The 21,651-nt window shown below is 64.3% G+C and carries 18 protein-coding genes; 11 read left to right on the top strand and 7 right to left on the bottom strand.

What is annotated here, in order from left to right:
• The first annotated feature begins 11 nt into the window (after positions 1 to 11).
• The 7 genes from G3I74_RS03620 to G3I74_RS03590 are packed head-to-tail and all read left to right on the top strand — an operon-like array spanning position 12 to position 6,141.
• Positions 12 to 1,355: an aminodeoxychorismate synthase component I gene (locus G3I74_RS03620; RefSeq protein WP_164210197.1), complete on the top strand. Its 1,344-nt coding sequence runs from the start codon at positions 12 to 14 to the stop codon at positions 1,353 to 1,355.
• Positions 1,352 to 2,167, top strand: coding sequence for an aminotransferase class IV (locus G3I74_RS03615; RefSeq protein WP_164210196.1), 816 nt, complete (start codon positions 1,352 to 1,354; stop codon positions 2,165 to 2,167). Before G3I74_RS03620 ends, G3I74_RS03615 begins: the two co-directional genes overlap by 4 nt.
• Positions 2,158 to 3,159, top strand: coding sequence for an endolytic transglycosylase MltG (gene mltG / locus G3I74_RS03610; RefSeq protein WP_164210195.1), 1,002 nt, complete (start codon positions 2,158 to 2,160; stop codon positions 3,157 to 3,159). Before G3I74_RS03615 ends, mltG begins: the two co-directional genes overlap by 10 nt.
• On the top strand, positions 3,156 to 3,782 hold the full coding sequence (gene tmk, locus G3I74_RS03605; RefSeq protein WP_164210194.1) for a dTMP kinase: 627 nt from the start codon (positions 3,156 to 3,158) through the stop codon (positions 3,780 to 3,782). Before mltG ends, tmk begins: the two co-directional genes overlap by 4 nt.
• The gene (locus tag G3I74_RS03600; protein ID WP_164210193.1) at positions 3,779 to 4,723 is read left to right on the top strand and encodes a hypothetical protein; all 945 of its coding nucleotides are present in this window, start codon (positions 3,779 to 3,781) and stop codon (positions 4,721 to 4,723) included. Before tmk ends, G3I74_RS03600 begins: the two co-directional genes overlap by 4 nt.
• 4 nt (positions 4,724 to 4,727) lie before the next feature.
• Positions 4,728 to 5,066: a PilZ domain-containing protein gene (locus G3I74_RS03595; RefSeq protein ID WP_164210192.1), complete on the top strand. Its 339-nt coding sequence runs from the start codon at positions 4,728 to 4,730 to the stop codon at positions 5,064 to 5,066.
• Between the two features lie 13 nt (positions 5,067 to 5,079).
• Complete coding sequence (locus G3I74_RS03590) at positions 5,080 to 6,141, top strand: DNA polymerase IV (RefSeq protein WP_164210191.1); 1,062 nt, start codon at positions 5,080 to 5,082, stop codon at positions 6,139 to 6,141.
• Here G3I74_RS03590 and G3I74_RS03585 read toward each other — a convergent pair.
• Complete coding sequence (locus G3I74_RS03585) at positions 6,138 to 7,823, bottom strand: AMP-binding protein (protein ID WP_164210190.1); 1,686 nt, start codon at positions 7,821 to 7,823, stop codon at positions 6,138 to 6,140. The two genes, G3I74_RS03590 and G3I74_RS03585, sit on opposite strands and share 4 nt — an antisense overlap.
• Before the next feature lie 147 nt (positions 7,824 to 7,970).
• On the opposite strand from G3I74_RS03585, the gene G3I74_RS03580 reads away from it, so the two are divergent.
• From G3I74_RS03580 to G3I74_RS03570, 3 genes are read left to right on the top strand one after another with little or no spacing between them, the layout of a single operon-like run.
• Positions 7,971 to 9,890 (top strand): CBS domain-containing protein, encoded by a 1,920-nt coding sequence (locus G3I74_RS03580; RefSeq protein WP_164210189.1) that lies wholly within the window; start codon positions 7,971 to 7,973, stop codon positions 9,888 to 9,890.
• Positions 9,887 to 10,327: a nuclear transport factor 2 family protein gene (locus G3I74_RS03575; RefSeq protein ID WP_164210188.1), complete on the top strand. Its 441-nt coding sequence runs from the start codon at positions 9,887 to 9,889 to the stop codon at positions 10,325 to 10,327. The genes G3I74_RS03580 and G3I74_RS03575 overlap by 4 nt, the downstream gene beginning before the upstream one ends.
• Positions 10,328 to 10,355: 28 nt before the next feature.
• On the top strand, positions 10,356 to 13,370 hold the full coding sequence (locus tag G3I74_RS03570) for a DEAD/DEAH box helicase (RefSeq protein WP_203594490.1): 3,015 nt from the start codon (positions 10,356 to 10,358) through the stop codon (positions 13,368 to 13,370).
• Here the strand turns inward: G3I74_RS03570 and G3I74_RS03565 are convergent.
• From G3I74_RS03565 to G3I74_RS03545, 6 genes are read right to left on the bottom strand one after another with little or no spacing between them, the layout of a single operon-like run.
• On the bottom strand, positions 13,367 to 14,227 hold the full coding sequence (locus tag G3I74_RS03565; protein WP_164210186.1) for a cytochrome c oxidase subunit 3: 861 nt from the start codon (positions 14,225 to 14,227) through the stop codon (positions 13,367 to 13,369). The two genes, G3I74_RS03570 and G3I74_RS03565, sit on opposite strands and share 4 nt — an antisense overlap.
• A 22-nt stretch (positions 14,228 to 14,249) precedes the next feature.
• Positions 14,250 to 14,816, bottom strand: coding sequence for a cytochrome c oxidase assembly protein (locus G3I74_RS03560; protein WP_275401444.1), 567 nt, complete (start codon positions 14,814 to 14,816; stop codon positions 14,250 to 14,252).
• Entirely contained in the window at positions 14,813 to 14,947 is a 135-nt protein-coding gene (locus G3I74_RS16075) for a hypothetical protein (RefSeq protein ID WP_275401442.1), read from the bottom strand. Before G3I74_RS16075 ends, G3I74_RS03560 begins: the two co-directional genes overlap by 4 nt.
• 20 nt (positions 14,948 to 14,967) lie before the next feature.
• Entirely contained in the window at positions 14,968 to 16,581 is a 1,614-nt protein-coding gene (gene ctaD, locus G3I74_RS03555; RefSeq protein WP_164210184.1) for a cytochrome c oxidase subunit I, read from the bottom strand.
• Positions 16,582 to 16,628: 47 nt separating this feature from the next.
• On the bottom strand, positions 16,629 to 17,777 hold the full coding sequence (gene coxB / locus G3I74_RS03550; protein ID WP_164210183.1) for a cytochrome c oxidase subunit II: 1,149 nt from the start codon (positions 17,775 to 17,777) through the stop codon (positions 16,629 to 16,631).
• 2 nt (positions 17,778 to 17,779) lie between these two features.
• On the bottom strand, positions 17,780 to 18,250 hold the full coding sequence (locus G3I74_RS03545) for a DUF2244 domain-containing protein (protein WP_164210182.1): 471 nt from the start codon (positions 18,248 to 18,250) through the stop codon (positions 17,780 to 17,782).
• Between the two features lie 294 nt (positions 18,251 to 18,544).
• On the opposite strand from G3I74_RS03545, the gene putA reads away from it, so the two are divergent.
• Positions 18,545 to 21,649 carry a bifunctional proline dehydrogenase/L-glutamate gamma-semialdehyde dehydrogenase PutA gene (gene putA / locus G3I74_RS03540; protein ID WP_203594489.1) on the top strand — a complete coding sequence of 1,035 codons (3,105 nt, stop codon included), beginning with the start codon at positions 18,545 to 18,547 and terminating at the stop codon, positions 21,647 to 21,649.
• Positions 21,650 to 21,651 lie beyond the last annotated feature (2 nt).

Here is a 21,651-nt window from a genome sequence, read left to right as displayed (position 1 = left end):
CGGGGAAGCCCATGACCGGGCCCTGCGTTCGCCGCCTCGACGATCGCCCTGATCTCCTCGCCGTTCACGGGTTTTATCCTGATCAATGGTCTTTTCTTCTCGCCAGCGAGGCCGGTTCGCCGTCGCTGGGACGCTGGTCGATGCTGCTTCGCCAAAGCGGCGAAAGGCTTTGTTCATTCGGGTCCGATGGACCCGGGGGGGACGGTTTTCTGGCGCGCTTGCGCAAGCTTGTTCCGATCGATCCGGCGGCAGCAACCGCCTGGTCGCAGGCGGGCCTGCCGTTTTGCGGCGGATGGTTCATTTACCTCGGGTATGAACTCGTCGGGCAGATCGAACCTCGACTGCAGCTTCCCGCCTCGGACGACGGCCTGCCGCTTGCCTTTGCCGCCCGTTGCCCGGCGGCCCTGCTGTTCGATCACCAGGACGGCGCGACTTGGCTGGTCGGCGAGACCCCGGAGTGGCTGGAGCGCGCGACCGCAGAGCTGGCCCGGATCGAGCCCGGCGCTGCAAGAGAGCCTGCATTGCCGATGCTGCGGATCCAGGCCGACCCACCCGAGCCATTCATCGCCGGCGTGCGCCGGATCCGGGAGTGGATTGTTGCGGGCGACGTGTTCCAGGTCAACCTCTCGCGCGGCTGGCGGGTTTTGGCCGACGAGCCGATGGACGAAATCGCACTGTACCGGGCGCTGGCTGCGGCCAATCCAGCGCCATTTGCCGGCATGGCGCGGCTGCCCGGAGGAACCGTGATCAGCTCTTCCCCCGAGCGCCTGGTCGAGCTGCGTGACGGCCTGGTCCAGACCCGGCCCATTGCCGGCACGCGGCCGCGCGGGCGCGACGACCGGCACGACCGGGACTTGTCGAGCGAGTTGCTGGCGCACCCGAAAGAGCGGGCCGAGCACATCATGCTGATTGATCTGGAACGCAACGACCTGGGTCGCGTATGCACCAGCGGATCGGTGGAGGTCAATGAACTGATGGCGGTCGAAAGCTATACCCACGTGCACCATATCGTTTCCAACGTGCGCGGCCGCCTGCGCCCGGGATGCCACCCGGTCGATGTCATCGCGGCCGTCTTCCCCGGCGGAACGATTACCGGTTGTCCCAAGGTTCGCTGCATGGAGATCATTGCCGATCTCGAGCAGCGCGGACGCAGCTTCTACACCGGGGCGATGGGTTATCTCGGCCGGGATGGCGCAATGGACCTCAACATCCTGATTCGATCCATGGCGGTTTCAGGCCAGCAGCTGGCGTTTCGAACCGGCGCCGGGATCGTGGCCGATTCCGATCCCGAGGCGGAACTGGCCGAGACCGAAGCCAAGGCGCGCGGCCTGCTGCAGGCGCTGGGAGCCGCATGAATACCCTGATCGACGGCAGCCCGACCCACGACGTGCCGGCTGACGATCGCGGGCTGCTGTTCGGTGAAACCGTGTTCGAAACGATGGCCTTTTGCGACGGCCGGGCACCGCTGTGGGATTTGCATATGGCCCGATTGACGCGCGGCGCCCAGGCCATCGGTCTGGAGGTGCCCGACAGCGGGCTTTTATGGCGTGAATGCGGCCGTTTGCTGAAAGCAGAACAGGCACGACGGGCGGTGATCCGGATCACGCTGACCGGCGGCAGCGGCGGGCAGGGGTACTGGCCGCCGACAACACCGGGAACGAGGCGAATCGTGCAGCGACGCCCCTGGCCGGCAACGATCGAAGGTCAGCGCCGGGATGGGCTTGCGGTCGTGATCAGCCGCTTTCGCTTGGGGCCGGTGTGGCCGCTGTCAGGATTGAAGCACGGCAATCGCCTGCTGCAGACGATGGTGGCGCGGGAATGTCGCGAGCGCGGGGCCGAAGAGGCGGTGCTGCTCGACGATCAGCACCAGCTCTGCGAAGCCGTCAGCAGCAACCTGGTGCTGGTGACCGAGGCCGGGGTGTTGACCCCGCCCCGTGCTGAAGTGGTGGGCGTGGGGCTGTCCTGGCTCCGCGAATATTCGGGTGCCGGGCTGGCGGTGGGCAGCGTCGGCGTCGAACAGCTGGAGACGCTGAGCGAAGTGCTGGTGATAAACTCGGTAGCCGGCATTCGCCCGGTGATTTCGGTGGAAGACAAGCCTTTTCCGATTGGCCCTGTTTGTCGCCGCTTGCAGTCGATCTGGCAGAAAGAACTGTTCCCATGCGCGTGATCCTGACACTTTTGCTGCTGATGCTGGTGATTTCGGCGGTACTGCTGGGCGGGCAGGCATGGCGGCAGTGGCAGCAGTTCCAGTCCTTGCCGATCAACCCGGACGGGGAGTTGAATCTCTGGCTGGGGTCGGGTACGAGCTACGCCGGGCTGGTGCGGGATCTGCAGCATCTGGGGCTGGCCGGACCAGGCTGGGAATGGCGCCTGCTGGGTCGTCTGCGGGCCCCGAGCCTGAAAGCCGGGGAATACCGAATCGCGCCCGGCACGGACCTGGGCAGCCTGCTCGATCAGCTCGGGCAAGGCCAGACCCGGCAGCATCGGATGACCATTGTCGAGGGCTGGACGCTGGAGCGGCTGCGAAGCGAGCTTGCGGGCGATCCGCGTCTGCGATCCCGCACGGCCGACCTGGCGGACGACGAGCTGATGAGCAGGCTGGGTTGCGAGGATTGTTTTGCGGAAGGCTGGTTCCTGCCCGAGACGTACTTTTTTACCCGCGGCAGCAGCGACATCGAGCTGTTGCGACGGGCCCACGAGGCCATGAAGACCGAGTTGTCAGCCAGCTGGAGCGGGCGCGACGCGGACGTGCCGCTGGCTTCGCCGGAAGAGCTTCTGATCCTGGCGTCCATTATCGAGCGTGAAACCGGGGCCGAGGCCGAGCGGGCGCGGGTGGCCGGGGTTTTTGCCCGCCGCCTGAACCTGGGCATGCGCCTGCAGACCGATCCGACGGTGATGTACGGCCTCGGCCCGGAATTCGACGGCCGCCTCCGTCGAGTGCATCTGCGCAGCGATCATCCCTGGAATACCTATACCCGGCATGGCCTGCCGCCGACGCCCATCGCGCTGCCGGGTCGCGACAGCCTGCGCGCCGCTGCCCGGCCGGCCGCGGGCACGGCGTTGTATTTCGTCTCCCGGGGCGACGGCACCCATCAATTCTCCGACACCCTGGACCAGCACAACGCGGCCGTCAACCGCTACATTCGGGGTCGGCCATGACGCCGGGCCGCTTCATTACCCTTGAAGGCGGGGAGGGGGCCGGCAAGACCACGGCCGCCGAGCAGGTCAGCGCCTGGCTCGAACAACACGGCCGTCAGGTTGTTAGAACGCGTGAGCCCGGTGGCACCGCTGCCGCGGAGGAAGTCCGACGGATACTGCTGGATCCGGCCACGGGCGAACTTGAGCCGATGACCGAACTACTGCTGATGTTTGCAGCGCGCGCAGAGAATCTGGCGCAGATCATCCGACCGGCCCTGAATGCCGGTCAGGACGTGCTGTGCGATCGATTCACCGACGCCAGCCGGGCCTACCAGGGCGGTGGCCGTCGACTGGGGATCCAGATGGTTGATCGACTCGCAGCGATTGTTCATCCGGATCTGGAACCCGATTTGACGCTTTTGCTGGACGTTCCGGTCACCGTCGGGCTGGAGCGGGTGCGACAGCGCGGTGGCCCGGCCGACCGTTTCGAGCGTTCGCGGGCCGATTTTCTGGAACGGATGCGCGCAGCCTACCTGGCCCGGGCGCGCATGGAGCCGGAACGGATTGTGCTCATCGACGCCTCGCAATCCCTGCCGGCGGTGCGTGCATCGATTTTTCGCGCCCTGGAGGCGCGGCTTCAGTGACGCTGCCTTGGCTTAAAAGTTACCAGCGACAGCTGGACGATAGCCTGACCCACGAGCGGCTCGGCCACGCGCCCATGGTGCATGGCCCGGCGGGTCTCGGCAAGCGGGGCCTGGCGCGCTGGCTGACGGCGCGTATTCTCTGCCTGCAGCCGGCCGCCGGGCAGCCCTGCGGCCAGTGCCAATCGTGCCGGCTTCTGGAAAGCGACACGCACCCGGACCTGTTCATCGCCGCGGTGCCGGAGGACAAGACCCAGTTACCCGTGGACGTTATCCGCGATCTCACCCAGGGACTGCAGCTGACACCGTCCATCGGGTCGACGCGTGTCGGGCTGGTCGAGGAAGCCGACCGGATGAATCGCAACGCCGGCAACGCGCTGCTCAAGACGCTTGAAGAGCCGTCGTCGCGCGCCTGGCTGATACTGGTCAGCGATGATCCCGACGCGCTGCCGGCGACGGTGCTCAGCCGCTGTCAGAAGATCATCGTTCATCCGCCGGACGGGCAGGCGGCTCGAACATGGCTCAGGGCGCAGGCGCCGGAGGTGGGCGAGCCCGACATCGACCTGGCGCTTCAGGCCAGTGGCGGTGCGCCGCTCCGGGCACTGGAACTGCTGGAGGGCGACGGACTGGCCTTCGGGCGCGAAATTCGTCAGACCATGCTGGACGCCGTCTGCCGTCAGCCCCCGTCGCCCGCGGTACTCGCTGCCTGGTCCACTCGTCCCGCCGAAGCCTGGCACTGGCTGGCACACTGGGTACGCGACTTCATGGATTCAGCGCTGGCGCCCGAAGAGCGCGATGTCCTGGCGCCCGACCCCATCGCGCTGGCCCGCTTATGGCAACAGGCCCTGGAGGGCAGGGCGATGGCCGGGACGCCGGTGCGGGCCGACCTGCTGCTGGGAAAATGGCTGCTAGAATGGGGCGCACAGTTCGGTCGGCAGAGTTGAAACCATGGCGCAAAAAGGGATCTTGTCTTACAACATCGAGAACAAGCAAGAGCTTTACGCGGCCTACATGCCGTTTCTCATCAACGGCGGCCTGTTTGTGCCCACGCGCAAGAGTTTCCGGCTCGGCGATGACGTCCTGATCCTGCTCAGCCTCATGGGTGAGGAAAGAATGGCGATTCCCGGCAAGGTGGCCTGGATCACGCCTCCCGGCAGCCAGCGCGGTATCAACAGCGGCGTGGGCATTCACTTCGGCGACGGTCAGGAGGCAAAAAAGGCCCAAACGGCGATCGTCTCGCAACTGGCCGGTATGCTCGACAGCGACAAACCCACTCGCACCATCTGAAAGCAGTGCCGCCATGCGCCGGGTGATCCATGTCGACATGGACGCCTTTTATGCCAGCGTTGAACAGCGTGACAATCCCGCTCTGCGTGCCCGCCCGGTCATGGTCGGGGGCCGATCTGCGCGCGGCGTGGTTGCGGCGGCAAGCTACGAGGCCCGACAGTACGGGGTACGCTCGGCCATGCCGGCTGCCCGCGCCCGCAAGCTGTGCCCGCACGGGGTGTTTCTGCCCGCCCGTTTCGAGCGCTATCGCGAAGTCTCGAGCCGGATTTTTGCCATTTTCCATGCGGTCACCGACAAGGTCGAGGGGCTGAGTCTGGACGAGGCCTACCTGGACGTCAGCGAGCTCGCTGACCGTGTCGAGGACATGGTCGAGATCGGCCGGCGGCTGAAACGCGAAATCGCCAGCGAAACCGGTCTGACCGCCTCGGTCGGCATGGCCTCTAACAAACTGCTGGCCAAGCTTGCCTCGGACGACGACAAGCCCGACGGTTTCGTGCTCATCGATTCCGGGCGGGTCCAGGCGTTTCTTGATCCACTGCCGGTTCGCCGCCTGCCCGGCGTTGGAAGCAGGAGCGAGGAGCGACTCAACGACGCGGGCGTGTTGACCGTGGGACAGCTGCGGTGCACGGCGCCGGATCTGCTGGTTCGGCTGTTCGGTGCCCAAGGGCTGGTGCTGCTCGAGCGCGCTTTCGGCCGCGACGACAGGCCGGTCAAGCCCGACCGCATCCGGCGTTCCATCAGCCAGGAAAAAACCTTTAGCGAAGATATCCACGACCTGCCCGCGCTTCGGGCGCTGATTGACGATCAGTCCGCCAGGGTGGCCGCTCGGCTGGTCGCCCGGCAGCTGCAGGCACGAACGGTCACGCTCAAGTTGCGTTCCAGCGGTTTTTCAACAATCACCCGCAGTCAGTCGCTGCCGGCCCACACCCGTTCAGCAGAAGTGATCGCCGGCACCGCGTGGCAACTGCTGCAGGACTGGAGCGGCTGGCGTCGGGCCTTTGCCGTTCGCCTGATCGGCGTCGGCGTCTCGGGGCTGAACGCCAGCCCCGAGACCGACCCGAAACCGGATGGTTAATCGGAGCTTTGCGGTGTCCCGTACTGGTCGCGCAGTTCCCGCCTGAGAATCTTGCCGACGTTGGTCTTGGGCAGCTCATCGACGAACTCGACGTACTTGGGCACCTTGTAACCGGTCAGTTCGTTGCGGCAGTAGTCTCGCAGTTCCTTGACGCTGAGGCTGTCGTCCTTGCGCACCACCACCACCTTCACGACCTCGCCGGATTTTTCGTCGGGTGCGCCGATCGCACCCACCTCGAGGACCTTGGGGTGGGTGGCGACGATGTCCTCGACTTCATTGGGATAGACGTTGAAGCCCGACACCAGGATCATGTCCTTCTTGCGATCGACGATATAGAAATAGCCGTTCTCGTCCATCCGCGCCATATCCCCGGTCTTGAGCCAGCCTTCATCGTCGAGGACCTTGGCGGTCTCGTCGGGTCGATTCCAGTAGCCCTTCATGACTTGCGGGCCCTTGACGCACAGCTCGCCGGTCTCGTTGACGCCGACAGGGTTGCCTTCGGTGTCGATGACCCGGCACTCGGTCGAGGAAATCGGCAGGCCGATGGCCCCGTTATAGTCCTCCAGGTCCATGGGGTTGATGCAGGCAGCCGGCGAGGTTTCGGTCAATCCGTAGGCTTCGACCAGCGTCACCCCGGTCGTCTGCTTCCACTTCTCGGCGACCGCGCGCTGCACGGCCATGCCGCCCCCCAGGGTCAGTTTCAGGTGAGAGAAATCCAGATCGGAAAAGCCCGGTGCATGGAGCAGGCCGTTAAACAGGGTATTGACGCCGGTGATCGCGGTGAATTTCTCCTTGCCCAGTTCCTTGACGAAGCCGGCCATATCGCGGGGATTGGTGATGAATACATTGCGCCCGCCGAATTTCAGGAACACAAAGCAGTTCGCGGTCAAGGCGAAGATGTGATAGAGGGGCAGGGCGGTGATGATGATCTCCTGGCCCATTTCGATATCGTTGCCCAGCCAGGCCGAGGACTGCTGCATGTTGGCCACCATGTTGCCGTGGGTCAGCATGGCGCCCTTGGAGACCCCCGTGGTGCCGCCGGTGTACTGCAGGAAGGCAAGATCGTCGTGGGTCAGCTTGACCGGACTGAGGGTTTCGCGACTTCCCTCTGCCAGTACCTTGCTGAGCCGGGTCGCGTTGGGCAGGTTGTACGCCGGGATCATCTTCTTGACTCGACGCAGGACAAAATCCATGATCGTGCCCTTGGGGAAGCCGATCATCTCGCCAACGGAGGTGATGATGACGTGCTCGACATCGGTATCGTCGATCACGGCTTCCAGCACGTTGGCGAAGTTTTCCATGATCACGATCGCTTTGGCACCGGAGTCCTTGAGCTGGTGCTTGAGCTCGCGAGCGGTGTAGAGCGGGTTGGTATTGACCACCACCAGACCGGCCCGAAGGGCGCCGAATACCGCGATCGGGTACTGCAGCACGTTGGGCATCATGATGGCGATTCGGTCGCCCGGCTTTAAGCCCAGAGCCTGCATGCGCGCGCCGAAGGCGCGACTGTATTCGTCGACCTGCGCGTAGGTCAGTTCCTTGCCGAAGTTGACGTAGGCAACCCTGTCGCGGAACCTCTCGCAGCTGGAATCGATGACGTCGACGATCGACGAGAACTCGGCCAGATCAATCTGGGCCGGCACGCCGTCGGGATACGCCGACAGCCATGGTTTGTCAGTCATTGGTACTACCCCTGATTGTTTTGTTGGTCAAAAACTCAAGCTTGGCATACCCGGAAGCTGCAGACAAGTGACCGTCGCAGAGACGGCCGGTTTGCCCCCTGGCGAAACCGGGTATATCATCGCGGTGGTTTCGATCCGGGCGGTGACATGGGCGAGCAGAATGTACAGGGCTCCGGCGACGAAAGTCTGCGCAGGGCGTTCATGAAAGCCCTGCTGGACGAAGTCCGGGCGCTGGAGGACATGCACACACGCGGCATGTTCGAAGACGGCGTGCGCCGGATCGGGGCCGAACAGGAAATGTTTCTGGTCGATCAGGCCAATCGTCCGGCCCTGTCGGCGATGCAGGTGCTTGACCAGACCGACGATCCGCGCTTCACCCACGAACTGGGCCTGTTCAATCTGGAGGCCAATCTGTCGCCGCTGGATCTCGGCGGCGACTGCCTGCGCAAGCTCGAAAAGGAAGCCGAAGAGGTGGTCGAGCTGGCCCGGGAGGCTGCGGCGAAAGTCGGTAGTCGGGTGGCGCTGGTCGGGATCTTGCCCACGCTGACAAAGGATCATCTCAGCCTTAACGCCATGGTGCCCATGGCGCGCTACTTTGCCCTCAACGAGGCCCTGCTCAGGCTGCGCGGCAGCAACTTCCAGATTTCCATCAAGGGCATCGATCAGCTCAATCTCAATCACGACAACCTGATGCTCGAAGCCTGCAATACCAGCTTCCAGGTGCATTTCCAGGTGGATGCCGACGAGTTCGCCCGTCTCTACAACATCGCCCAGGTCGTGACCGGTCCGCTGCTGGCGGCTTGCGTCAATTCACCGATTCTGCTCGGCAAGCGCCTGTGGCACGAAAGCCGGATCGCCGTGTTCGAGCACTCCATCGACGCTCGCTCCCAGGCCCACGCGGCGCGTGGTCACAAGCCCAGGGTGCATTTTGGCGATCAGTGGGTGGAGGAGTCGGTGATCGAGATCTTCAAGGAAGATATTGCCCGATTCCGGGTGATTCTGACCACGGAATTCGAGGACGATCCGATCGGGATGGTGGCCCGTGGCGAGGCTCCGAAGTTGAACGCCCTGCGCCTTCATAACGGCACCGTGTATCGCTGGAACCGGGCCGTTTACGGCATCTCCGCCAACGGCAAGCCGCACTTGCGGATCGAGAACCGGGTCATCCCGTCCGGGCCGACCGTTCTCGATGAGGTCGCCAATTCCGCCTTCTTTTTCGGCATGATGGCCAAGTTGTCGCGCTCGGTGGGCGACATTCGGGATCATTTCAATTTCGGCGACGTCAAGGCCAACTTCATGGCCGCCGCACGCGAGGGCCTTCGGGCGCAGCAAATCTGGTTCGACGAATCGCAGATGACCGCCCAGGAGCTGATCCTCGACGTTCTTTTGCCGGCTGCGCGCGAAGGGCTGAGCGAGGCGGGGATCGACGCTGAAGACATCGACCGCTATCTCGGTGTCATCCAGGCCCGGGTCGAACGCCGCCGAACCGGCTCGCGATGGCAGCTGGAATCGCTGGAGCAGATGCGCGGCTCGGCCAGCCCGCATGAATGCTTGCGAGCGCTGACCGGGAGCATGATCGAACAACAGGAACTGGGCAGGCCGATCGCGGAGTGGACGTTGGCCAGGTTCTGCCACGACCAGGACTGGCGCGACAGCTATCGCACGGTCGGACAGTTCATGGCGACCGATCTGTTCACGGTTCGGCCGGACGATATCGTCGACTTTGCCGCCAGCCTGATGGAGTGGCGTTACGTCCGCCACGTGCCGGTCGAGGATGATTCCGGTCAGCTGCTGGGCCTCATCTCCCAGCGCCAGTTGCTTCGTCTGGTCGCACGCGGCGCACGCGGTCCCGAGCCGGTCACGGTGCGCGACATCATGCACGCCGAGCCGCTGTCGATCAGCCCGGAAACCACCACCGTGCAGGCCATTCGCATGATGCGCGAAAAGCGCCTGAGTTGCCTTCCGGTCGTGGACCCCGAGGGCAAGCTGATCGGTTTGGTGACCGAGCACGACCTGGTGGCAGTCGCCGGTCGGCTGCTGGAAAGCTACCTCGGCGAATCGCATTGAAGCCTGGGCCTTTGCTGGGCCTGCTCGCCCTGCTCACGCTGCTGGCCGGCTGTAGCCGACCGCTGGCTGAAGAACAGATTCGGCAGACGCTGCAGGCCATGGCTACAGCGCTGGGCGAGGGTAATGCGCGCGCCTTCATGGCGCCGGTGGCCGAGGACTTCGCGGCCGATACCCGGCAGCTCGATCGACGCGCCGCCCGCCTGCTTCTTTTCCGGGAAATGCGGGCCCACCAACGCATCCGCGTGCGCCTGATCGATATTGAAGTCGACCAGGCCACCGAAGATCGCGCCAGCGCGCGCTTCCACGCCGTGTTGACCGGCGGTACCGGTCTGATTCCCGATGAGGGTGGCTGGTACCAGGTCAATACCGGCTGGCGCCGCGACGGCAGCGACTGGGAACTGATCAACGCGTCCTGGAAACGCGTGGCGGGACGCTGATTCTCAGCTTTTGAGAATGCCCCTGGGCATGCTTCTGGTCATGGATGCAATGCCCTTTGCTGCGCCGATCGCTGAGTGGTTTAAATCCCAGTTCGATCAGCCCACGCGGATCCAGCGCCTTGCCTGGCCCCAGGTGAGGCGCGGCAAGCATTGCCTGATCGCCGCGGGAACCGGGCAGGGCAAGTCGCTGGCCGCGCTACTGCCGTTGATCGATCGACTGTTGGCAGAGCCTGTTACAGGGCGCATCCTCTACGTCGCTCCGCTGCGGGCGCTGTCGAACAACATGGCCGATGGCCTGCTCGCCCAGCTCGGTACGCTTTGTGCCCGAAGCCGGCGAAAGCTGACGGTGGCGGTTCGTACCGGCGATACCCCGGGAGCCGAGCGACGACGTCAGCTGCGACGGCCACCGGACCTCATGTTGACGACGCCGGAATCCCTGTTCGTGATGCTGGGCAGCGCCGCCGGACGTCGGGCGATGTCGCTCGTGTCGGCCGTTATCGTTGATGAACTGCATGCCCTGGGCGACAGCAAGCGTGGCGCTCACCTGGCGCTGTCGCTTGAGCGGTTGAGCGCCGTTGCGGGGCCGCAGACGCTGCAGCGCGTCGGCCTGAGCGCCACCGCCCGTCCGCTGACGCGAATGGCGCGCTTTCTTGTCGGCAATGATCGCGAGTGCGAGATCGTGCACGTCGGCGCGGCCGTGCCGGTCGACGTCAGGCTGGAAATCGGCCCGGATCCGCTGCAAAGCCTTGCCGGCGAAGCGCGATGGAGGTTCGTGGCGGATCGCATCGTTGAGCTGGTTTCGTCTGCGGACCGGGCCTTGATCTTTTGCAATACCCGCGCGCTGGTCGAGCGTCTGGCCGCCACCTTGACCGAGCGCCTGGGCGATGAGCGGGTGGCAGCCCACCACGGCAGCCTGGGTATCAAGCGCCGCACGGCCGTCGAGCAGGGGCTGCGCGACGGTCGCTTGTCGGCGGTGGTTTGTTCGTCTTCGCTGGAGCTTGGTGTCGACATCGGCGAGCTGGAGCAGGTCATCCAGATCGGCAGCATCGGTTCGGTCAACGCCCTGCGGCAGCGGGCCGGACGGTCGCGCCACCGGCCCGGCCAGGCCCCCAGGCTGCATTTGTTTCCGCTGACGCTGAGCGATCTGCTCGACGCCCATGCGCTGATCGGGGCACTCGCCAGGGGGCGAATCGAGCCCTCGGGTCAATGGACTGACCCGCCGGTGGACGTGCTCGCCCAGCAACTGATTGCCATGGTGGCCGCCGGCCCGGGTCGGGTGGAGGATTTCTGGCCCAGAATCCGTCGGGCCGCGCCCTGTGCGAATCTGTCAGAGGAGGACTTCGCTGCGCTGGTCGATATGCTGCACGACGGTTACATCAGGGGTCGTGAGACCGGGCGCGGACCGCTGCGCAAGGGTGCCGGCAACACGCTGTACCCGGCGCCGGAAACGCCGCTTCGAAGTCGCCTCAACGTCGGTACGATTCCGGAATGGTTCGACTACGAGGTGGTGGACGCCAGCAGCGGGCAGGTGCTCGGACGGCTGGACGAGGAATTCGCCTTTGAATCCGCGCCCGGCCAGGTGTTTCAGCTTGGCGGCCGGCATTTTTCGATCCAGCGCATTGTTTCCGGTCGCGTGGAGGTGCGTCCCAGCGAAGCCGAGGAAGCCGCCTTGCCATTCTGGTTCGGAGAAGGGCCGGGGCGCTCGGCGAGCGTCTCGCTGCAGGTCTGCCGTCTGCTCGCCGGCGCCGGTCTTCATGGCGGCCGCGAAGATCGGCAGCTCAGGGCTTTTCTGGATGAAAGCCGACGAATCCTGGGCGTCCTGCCGGGCTGGCACCAGATCGTGCTTGAACGGTTTCCCGATCCCGGAGGCGATGAACACATCGTCGTGCATTCCCCGTTCGGGCTTCGGCTCAACCGCGCCTGGGGACTGGCCCTGCGCAAGCGTTTCTGCCGCCAGTTCAATTTCGAGCTACAGGCCGTGGCAACCGACAACGCGGTGCTGATCTCCCTGGGCGCCACCCACAGCTTCCCGCTGGCCGAGGTCATCGGCTATCTCCGCTCCGACACCCTGACCGATGTGCTGATCCAGGCGGTGCTGGATACGCCGCAGTTCGCCACCCGCTTTCGCTGGTGCGCAACAACCGCGCTGGCTATTGACCGGCGCGACGCACGCGGCCGCGTTCCAGCTCAGATCCAGCGCAACCAGGCCGAAAATCTGATCGCACGGATCTTCCCGGATCAACTGGCTTGCCTGGAGAATCTGTCAGGGCCCCGACAGGTGCCCGACCATCCGCTGACCGACCAGGCGCTGCAGGAATGCCTGTGCCGACATATGGATCTGCCCGGCCTGATCCGGCTGTATCAGCGTATCGAGTCCGGCCGTATCGGCGTGCGCTGCGTTGAGACAAGCGCGCCCTCGCCGCTGGCGCAGGGCGCCATCCATGCCCCGCGCCATGCTTATCTCGATCCGGCTGATGCCGAAGAACGACGGACCCGCACCTTCGAGGATCGTCGGCGACCGTCAACGCTCACGGCCATGGTTGGGGGCACGAAAGGCAGGCCTGCATGGTCGACGGCCGAAGGCCTGGAAGATGCGCTGCAGCGTTTTGCCTACCTGCCCGTCGAAGAGGCGGAGCGAGCCGGCGCGGGGCGGGCTTTTGCCCGCCTGTCCGCGCAGCGCGTGGCTTTTGCACTGTCGAACACCGGGGGTTTAGCGGTGTGGGTGCACTTAGATCACCTGGGGGCCTGGCTTGGACTGCAGCCGGACGTGCGGGTTTGGCCACACCTGCCGACGGGAATGCGCCCCGATCCCGTGGATTCTCACGAGGCTCTGTGCCGGCTGGTGTTGGGGGCGATCAGGCGCCGGCCGGCGGTTGACGAACAACGACTGGTTGAGGAAAGCGGACAGAACCGGGAGCGCGTTCAGGCCGCGTTGGCCTCGCTGCAGCACGAGGGCCTCATTCGTCAGCCGCATCAGGACCCGAACGGCGGCTGGAGCGAGCGTTCCGGGCGACAGCTGCCGATGCCTGCGGGTTGCGCTTAGACCACGTAGACGAACAGGAACAGACCCAGCCAGACGACGTCGACGAAATGCCAGTACCAGGCTGCGGCTTCCCAGCCAAAATGGTCCTTCTTGCTGAAGTGGCCGAATGCACAGCGGATGGTTATCACGATCAGGATGATCGTGCCGATGACAACGTGCAGACCATGGAAGCCCGTCAGCATGAAAAACGTCGAGCCATAGATCCCCGAGCCCAGCGTCAGCCCCAGATCCTGGTAGGCATGAACGTATTCATAAGACTGGATCACCAGAAACAGGCAGGCCAGCGCCACGGTGGCGATCATCCACAGCAGCAGGGCGGTGCGCTGGCCTTTCTTGAGCGCCCAGTGGGCAATCGTGATGGTGACCCCGGAAGTCAACAGAATCAGGGTGTTGATCAGCGGCAGCCCCAAGCCGGGAATGGTCTGGAAATCCCCGCCGAGCTCGGCCGGACCGTGCGTTGGCCAGGTCGCCTCGAACTGCGGCCAGAGAAACTGGTTGGTCATCGCACCGGTTCCCTCGCCGCCCAGCCAGGGAACGGCGAACATCCGGGCATAGAACAGCGCGCCGAAAAAGGCACCGAAGAACATGATTTCAGAAAAAATGAACCAGATCATGCCCTGGCGGAACGAGGCATCGACCGCGGCGTTGTAAAGGCTGGCGCGGGACTCGCGAATGACTTCAGAGAACCAGCCAAAAATCATCAGGATGATGATCCCGGCACCGATCGTCAGCAGCCAGGGCCCGATCGATCCCTGGTTGAGCCAGTTGGCCGCACCGATCATGAGCACGAACATGCCGACCGATCCGACGATCGGCCATTTTGCGGTGGGTGGGACGAAATAGCTGCTCTGTGCCATCCGGTAAGACTCCCTCAGATCTTCAAGGCGCGGCGGCCAGGACCGCCGTCGCTTCGTCGTTTTTATAGATGATATAGGAAAGGGTGACCAGGCTGGTGCCGGCGGGAAGATTTGGATCGACGATAAATCGAACCGGCATGTCGCGCGACTCACCCGGCTCTAGCAACTGCTCGGTAAAACAGAAGCATTCGGTCTTGTTGAAATACAGCGAGGCCTGGCCGGGCGAAACGCTGGGCACGGCCTGGGCGACGACAGGCTGGTCGGAGCGGTTGTAGGCCACGTAGGTGGTTTCGTACAGCATGCCGGGGTGGACTTCCATCATCCGTTCGGTCGGCTCGAATCTCCACGGCAAAGAGGAATTGACCGTCGCATCGAAATGCACCGTGACCAGCCGCGAAAAGTCGGGCTCGGCGCTGAGCGCCTGCTCGACGTTCGCCGTCACCGCTTCGCCGGTTCGACCGCCGATCCCGGTGATTTCGCAGAACTTGTCGTACAGGGGGACCAGCAGGTATCCGAAGCCGAACATGGCAACGGCAAGGAGGGTGAGCATGCCCGCTGTACGGACGGAATTGCGTGTCGCGAGGCTCAAGACAAATAGCCCACCACGGTGCGACCGATGAAGAACAGATAGATCAGCAGCACGATACCGGCCAGGATCAGGGCGGTTCGGACGATGCCGCGCCGCCTGTCCCTGTGCATCTGGCTTTTGGTTTTACTCATGATTGTCTTCTTCGCCGCGCTCAGGTCAGCTTGTCCTGGTGGACGGCGACCCGGTCGTTGACCAGCGGCGGCGTGTCAAAGGTATGCAGCGGCGCCGGTGAAGGCACCGTCCACTCCAGGCCCTGAGCGCCTTCCCAGACCTGGGCGGTGGCTTTTTCGCCGCCGCGCGCGCACTGCCAGATGATGTAGACAAACAGCAGCTGGCCGAAGCCGAACATGAATCCGCCGATCGAGGAGATCAGGTTGAACTCGGCAAACTGGACGGCGTAGTCGGGAATGCGTCTGGGCATGCCGGCCAGCCCCAGGTAATGCTGCGGGAAGAACAGCACGTTGACCCAGATCGTCGACCACCAGAAGTGAAACTTGCCGAGCTTCTCGTTGTACATGTGTCCGGTCCACTTCGGCAGCCAGTAGTAAACCGCCGCCATGATGGCAAACACCGCCCCGGTCACCAGCACGTAGTGGAAATGGGCGACCACGAAGTAGGTGTCGTGGTACTGGAAGTTGGCCGGCACAATGGCCAGCATCACGCCCGACAGTCCGCCGATGGTGAACAGCACCACAAAACCCAGGGCAAACAGCATCGGTGTTTCAAAGCTCATCGAGCCGCGCCACATGGTCGCGATCCAGTTAAAGATCTTGATCCCGGTCGGCACCGCGATCACCATCGTGGCGTACATGAAAAACAGCATCGCACCCAAAGGCATGCCGACGGTGAACATGTGGTGGGCCCAGACGATGAACGACAGGAACGCGATCGAGGCGGTGGCATACACCATCGAGGTATAGCCAAACAGCGGCTTGCGTGAAAACGTCGGGATGATCTCCGAGACGATCCCGAAGGCCGGCAGGATCATGATGTAGACCTCGGGATGCCCGAAGAACCAGAAGATGTGCTGATAGAGCACCGGGTCGCCGCCGCCGGCGGCATTGAAGAAGCTGGTGCCGAAGAAGCGGTCGGTCAGCAGCATGGTGACGGCACCGGCCAGCACCGGCATCACGGCGATCAGCAGGAAGGCCGTGATCAGCCAGGTCCAGACAAACAGCGGCATGCGCAGCAGGGTCATACCGGGCGCGCGCATGTTGAGAATGGTCGCGATGATGTTGATCGCGCCCATGATCGACGAGATGCCCATCAGGTGGATGGCAAGAATCACGAACGCCAGGCTGTTACCACCCTGGAGCGAGAGCGGCGGATACAGCGTCCAGCCGGCCGCCGGCGCCCCGGTCGGCATGAACAGGGTGGCCAGCAGCATGGTGAACGCAAACGGCATGATCCAGAACGACCAGTTGTTCATCCGCGGCAGCGCCATGTCCGGCGCCCCGATCATCATCGGCACCATCCAGTTGGCCAGGCCGACAAAGGCCGGCATCACGGCCCCGAAGATCATCACCAGGGCGTGCATGGTGGTCATCTGGTTGAAGAATTCGGGATGGACCAGCTGCAGGCCCGGCGCGAACAGCTCGGCCCGGATCACCAGCGCCATGGCGCCGCCGACGAAGAACATGATCAGCGAGAAAATCAGGTACAGGGTTCCGATTTCCTTGTGATTGGTCGAAAACAGCCAGCGCGCCAGCCCGGTGGGGTGATCGCCGTGATGGTCATCCTGATGCGTTGAGGTGGCAGTAGACATGTCGGGTTCCTGTTGTTTCCGTATCTTTTGCGATGCGATCGAAATGGTCAGCCCTGATCCAGCTCGGCGATGGATGCGGGCTGAATGATTTCTCCCTCGGTGCCTTCATCGTTCCAGGCATTGCGGGCAAAGGTAAGGGCGGCGGCGATGTCTTGCGGCTGGAGACGGTCGCGGAAGCCGTCCATGGCGGTGCCTTCCCGGCCGTGGAGGACCGTTTGCAGTTGCGATTTCAGATCGCCGCTCGGCACGCCGTTGCTGACCAGGGCAGGGAAGGCCGGCTCAAGCCCGCTACCGTCGGACTGGTGGCAGGAAGCGCACTGGGCCTGGTAAACGCGCGAGCCGTGGTTCATCAGTTCCTCCCGCGTCCACAGGCGCGCCGCGTCATGCGCGGTCTGCGCCATTTCCTCGCGCTGTTCGGCGACCCAGGCCGCGAATTCTTCCTGAGATACGGCCTCGACCACGATCGGCATGAAACCGTGATCGGCCCCGCACAGCTCGGCGCACTGGCCACGATAGGTGCCTTCTTCCTCGATCAGCGTCCAGGCCTCGTTGACCATCCCGGGCACGGCATCTCGTTTCCAGCCCAGGTCCGGGACCCACCAGGAATGGATCACGTCATCGGAGGTCAGCAAAAAACGAATGCGGGTTCCTACCGGCACGACCAGCGGATTGTCGACATCGAGCAGGTAGTTGTCGACTTCCCGTGGGTTGACGCCGGATCCGAGCTGACGGGCGCGATTGCTGTCGCGTTCCAGGGCAGAGTAGAAGCTGATGTCTTCTTCGATGTACTCGTATTGCCACAGCCACTGGTAACCGGTGATCTTGATATTCATGTCGGCGCCACCGGTGCGCTCCATGTCGATCAAAACGCGCGTCGCCGGCACGGACATCACCACCAGGATCAGCACCGGGATGGCAGTCCAGATGATCTCTGCCTTGGTCGAGTGCGAAAAGCCGGCGGCATCGTGCCCCTTGGACCTTCGGTGAACGACGATGGAGGTGAACATGGCGGTAAAGACCAGCACCCCGATGATCGTCACGATGCCCAGGACCGTATTGTGCAGCTGGAATACATCACCGCTGTAGATGCTCACGCCCGGGGTCATGTTGTCGCCGACGGCGAAAATGCCCCAGGTGATCACGCTGATCACGGCCAGCACGGCCAGGCCCACAATCAATTCGTTGGTTCTTTTCATCCTCAGCTTACCTGTATGGGTTTTGCGCTACCCCAGGCCGACTGCGGTCGCAGCGCCCGGTCAAGCATTCTTGCCAGCTGTGCCCGCTCCCCGACCGGAAGAAAGGCGCCGATTTCCCGGCGACGGCCCTGGTTGCTGACAAAGACGTGCAGTTCGGCAAAGCGTCCCCGTTCCGTCTGTATCCGCACCCAGGCCGCCGGCCACTCGCTGCGCTCCTTGTGACCGGCGCGGAAGTGCTCAACCACGAGCCGGTCGCCTTCGATCCACAATCGCTCCCGGGCCCAGTTACGCCGCCAGGCACTGCGGAAGCACCAGCCGACGGCCAAAAGATGCAGCAACGCCACCACCAGAATGGGCCACAGCCCCATCAGGACGGGCCAGGCGACCACCAGCAGCGTCACCAGGCACAAACCGGCGAAGACCGCCATCAGCCGATCCAGCGTCATCGAGACGTTCGACATCGCCTCGATCACAAGGCAATCCGCTGATTTTTCAGGTTGTTGCTGAGCAATCATCCGGCGAGCGATCGATGGGTTAGGTGAGCGACCGCGCTATTGTAGCCGAGTGCATTCGACGGCGGTATGCGTTTTTGTTCATGTGTGTCAATGATCCAGGTCAAAAAAACCGAATGGGCCGCCAGACGTCAGGGCGCGCCGGGCCGACCACAGACCGAGCCTGCGGTACACTGCGTTTGTCGCTGTGCTCAACAATCCAAAGGCCGCTTCAAGATGCCCTCCGCCAGTCAAGTTTTCGTCAAATCCGACCGTATGGACGCCGATGAACCAACCCGGGCGCTGGATGCTTCCTGGGCCCTTGACGAGACCGTTCATGTGCGGCACTTGCTCAACGAAACCGGCCTGGACGCTGCCGCGCGAGCCCGGGTATCGGCCGGCGCTGTCGGGCTGGTGCAGCGGGTACGCGAACGCAGCCGCGACGCCGGCGCGATGGAAGCCTTCATGCGTGAATACGATCTCTCATCCGAAGAAGGGGTCGTCCTGATGTGCCTGGCCGAAGCCCTGCTGCGCATTCCTGACAGCGAGACCGCCGAAAAGCTGATCGCCGACAAGCTCGCCGAGGCCGACTGGGAATCTCATCTCGGCCGCAGCGAATCGCTGTTCGTGAACGCCTCGACCTGGGGCCTGCTGCTGACCGGCCGGCTCGTGCGCGTGGGCGCCTCAAACGCGCGCGATCTGGGCTCGACCCTGGCGCGACTCGCCAACCGTTCCGGCGAGCCGGTGATCCGTATGGCTATCCGCCAGGCCATGCGGATCATGGGCCACCAGTACGTCATGGGCCGGACGATCGAAGCCGCGCTCGAGCGCGGCGCCCGCCGGGAGAACCGGCGGTTCCGATATTCCTTTGACATGCTGGGTGAAGCGGCGCTGACCGTCGACGACGCCGAGCGCTATCGCAAGTCCTACGAGGCCGCCATTCGCGCCATCGGAACAACGACCGACAATATCGATATCTTCGAGTTGCCGAGCATATCGGTCAAGCTCTCCGCGCTGCATCCGCGCTACGAGCCTGCACGCGAGGAGCAGGTTCTGCACGAGCTGGTGCCGATTTTGCGAGAACTGGCCCTGCTGGCGCGCGAGCAGGGCATTGCGCTGACCGTTGATGCCGAAGAGGCCGAGCGCCTGCAGCTGTCGCTGCAGGTGTTCGAGCGCGTCCTGGCCGATCCGGCCCTGGCCGGCTGGGACGGTCTCGGGCTGGCCCTTCAGGCTTACCAGAAACGCGCCTGGGCGGCGATCGACTGGCTGGCCGACCGGGCCAGGCGCAGCGGACACAGGATTCCGGTGCGCCTGGTCAAGGGTGCCTACTGGGATACCGAGATCAAGTTCGCGCAGGTCGAGGGGCTGGACGACTACCCGGTCTTCACCCGCAAGTGCAACACCGATCTGTCCTACCTGGCCTGTGCGCGCAAGCTCCTGGACCAGCCCGAATGCTTCTACGCGCAGTTTGCGACCCACAACGCCCATACCATCGTCGCCATCGCCGAACTGGCCGGGGATCGGCGTGATTTCGAATACCAGCGCCTGCACGGGATGGGCCAGGAGCTCTACGACGAAGTCCTCGACAGCAAGGCATTCAACGGCGCCTGCCGGGTGTATGCACCGGTGGGCAACCACAAGGACCTGCTGCCTTATCTGGTCCGGCGGCTGCTGGAAAACGGCGCCAACACCTCCTTCGTCAACCGCATCGTTGACGAAAAACTGCCGGCCGAAGAGGTGGTCAGCGATCCGATAGCGCAGGTCGAGGCGCTGGACGAAATCCGTCACCCGCGTATTCCCCTGCCGGTTGATCTCTACGGCGAGCACCGACGCAATTCCCGGGGCATCAATTTCGCCTGGGAGCAGGCGATCGCGACGCTGGCCGAGCAGATGGAAGAAGCCGGTCGCGGATCCTGGAACTTCGCTGGCGCCGGGGCCGAAAGCCACGAGGATTTGTCTTCACCGGCCAACCTTGCCGACCGCACCGGCCGGGTGGACTGGTGCGATCCCGAGGCCGCTTCCACCGCGGTCGGGCGAGCGCTGGCGGCGCAGCCCGACTGGGATCGGCGGGGGGCCGCCGAGCGGGCCGGGATTCTCGAGGCCATCGCCGAATCGCTCGAAGACAACCGCGCCGAACTGATGGCGCTGTGTGCCCGCGAAGCCGGGAAAACCCTGCCCGACGGCATTGCCGAAGTCCGCGAGGCCGCGGATTTCTGCCGCTATTACGCCCGCCAGGCGCGTGATCACCTCGCCGGGGCGATTGAGCTGCCGGGTCCGACCGGGGAGTCCAACCAGCTCAGACACCATGGGCGCGGCGTTTTCGTGTGCATCAGCCCGTGGAATTTTCCGCTCGCGATTTTTACCGGCCAGGTGGTCGCGGCGCTGGTTGCCGGCAACAGCGTGATCGCCAAGCCGGCCGAGCAGACGCCCCTGATCGCCCTGCGCGCCCTTGAACTGATGCACCGTGCCGGCGTTCCGCGCGACGTTCTGATCGGCATGCCCGGCGCCGGGGCGCTGGGCGCCGCGCTGACCCAGGATCCGCGCATCAGCGGCGTGGCTTTTACCGGCTCCACCGATACGGCGCGGATCATCAATCGCACGCTGGCTGAGCGCGACGGTGCGCTGGCCACGCTGATCGCCGAGACGGGGGGGCAGAACGCGATGATCGTGGATTCCTCGGCGCTGCCGGAGCAGGTGGTTCGCGACGTCATCAGCTCGGCCTTCCATAGCGCCGGCCAGCGCTGTTCGGCGCTGCGCATTCTGTGCCTGCAGAGCGATATTGCCGATCGCGTGCTGACCATGCTTGCAGGCGCCATGCGCGAAGTTCGGGTCGGCCCACCGGGGCTGCTCGGTACCGATGTCGGGCCCGTGGTCGATTCTGCCCAGCTCGAGATGCTCCAGGCCCATTGCCGCCGCATGGACGACCAGGCCCGGCTCATCGCGCGCGCGCCGCTGCCCGACGGCCTGCCCGACGGCTACTGGTTCGCCCCCAGCGCCTACGAGATTTCCGGTATCGATCAACTCGAGGGTGAAATCTTCGGGCCGGTGCTCCACGTGGTTCGATACCGGGCGCGCGATATCGATCGCATCATCGATCAGATCAATGCCACGGGATACGGGCTCACCCTGGGCGTTCACAGCCGCATCGACCAGGTCCAGCAGTACGTTGCCGGGCGGGTCAAGGTCGGCAACGCCTACGTCAACCGCAACATGACCGGCGCCGTGGTCGGCGTGCAGCCCTTCGGAGGCGAAGGCCTGTCCGGAACCGGTCCCAAAGCCGGCGGCCCCCAGTATCTTTTCCGCTTCACCACCGAGCGCACGCGCACGGTCAACACCGCGGCCGTGGGCGGCAACGCATCGCTGCTGGCGCTGTCTGACTGACC

The organism is Wenzhouxiangella limi, assembly GCF_010499265.1.
In the GTDB taxonomy this organism is placed as follows: domain Bacteria; phylum Pseudomonadota; class Gammaproteobacteria; order Xanthomonadales; family Wenzhouxiangellaceae; genus Wenzhouxiangella; species Wenzhouxiangella limi.
This window is presented reverse-complemented; position numbering and strand designations above follow the sequence as displayed.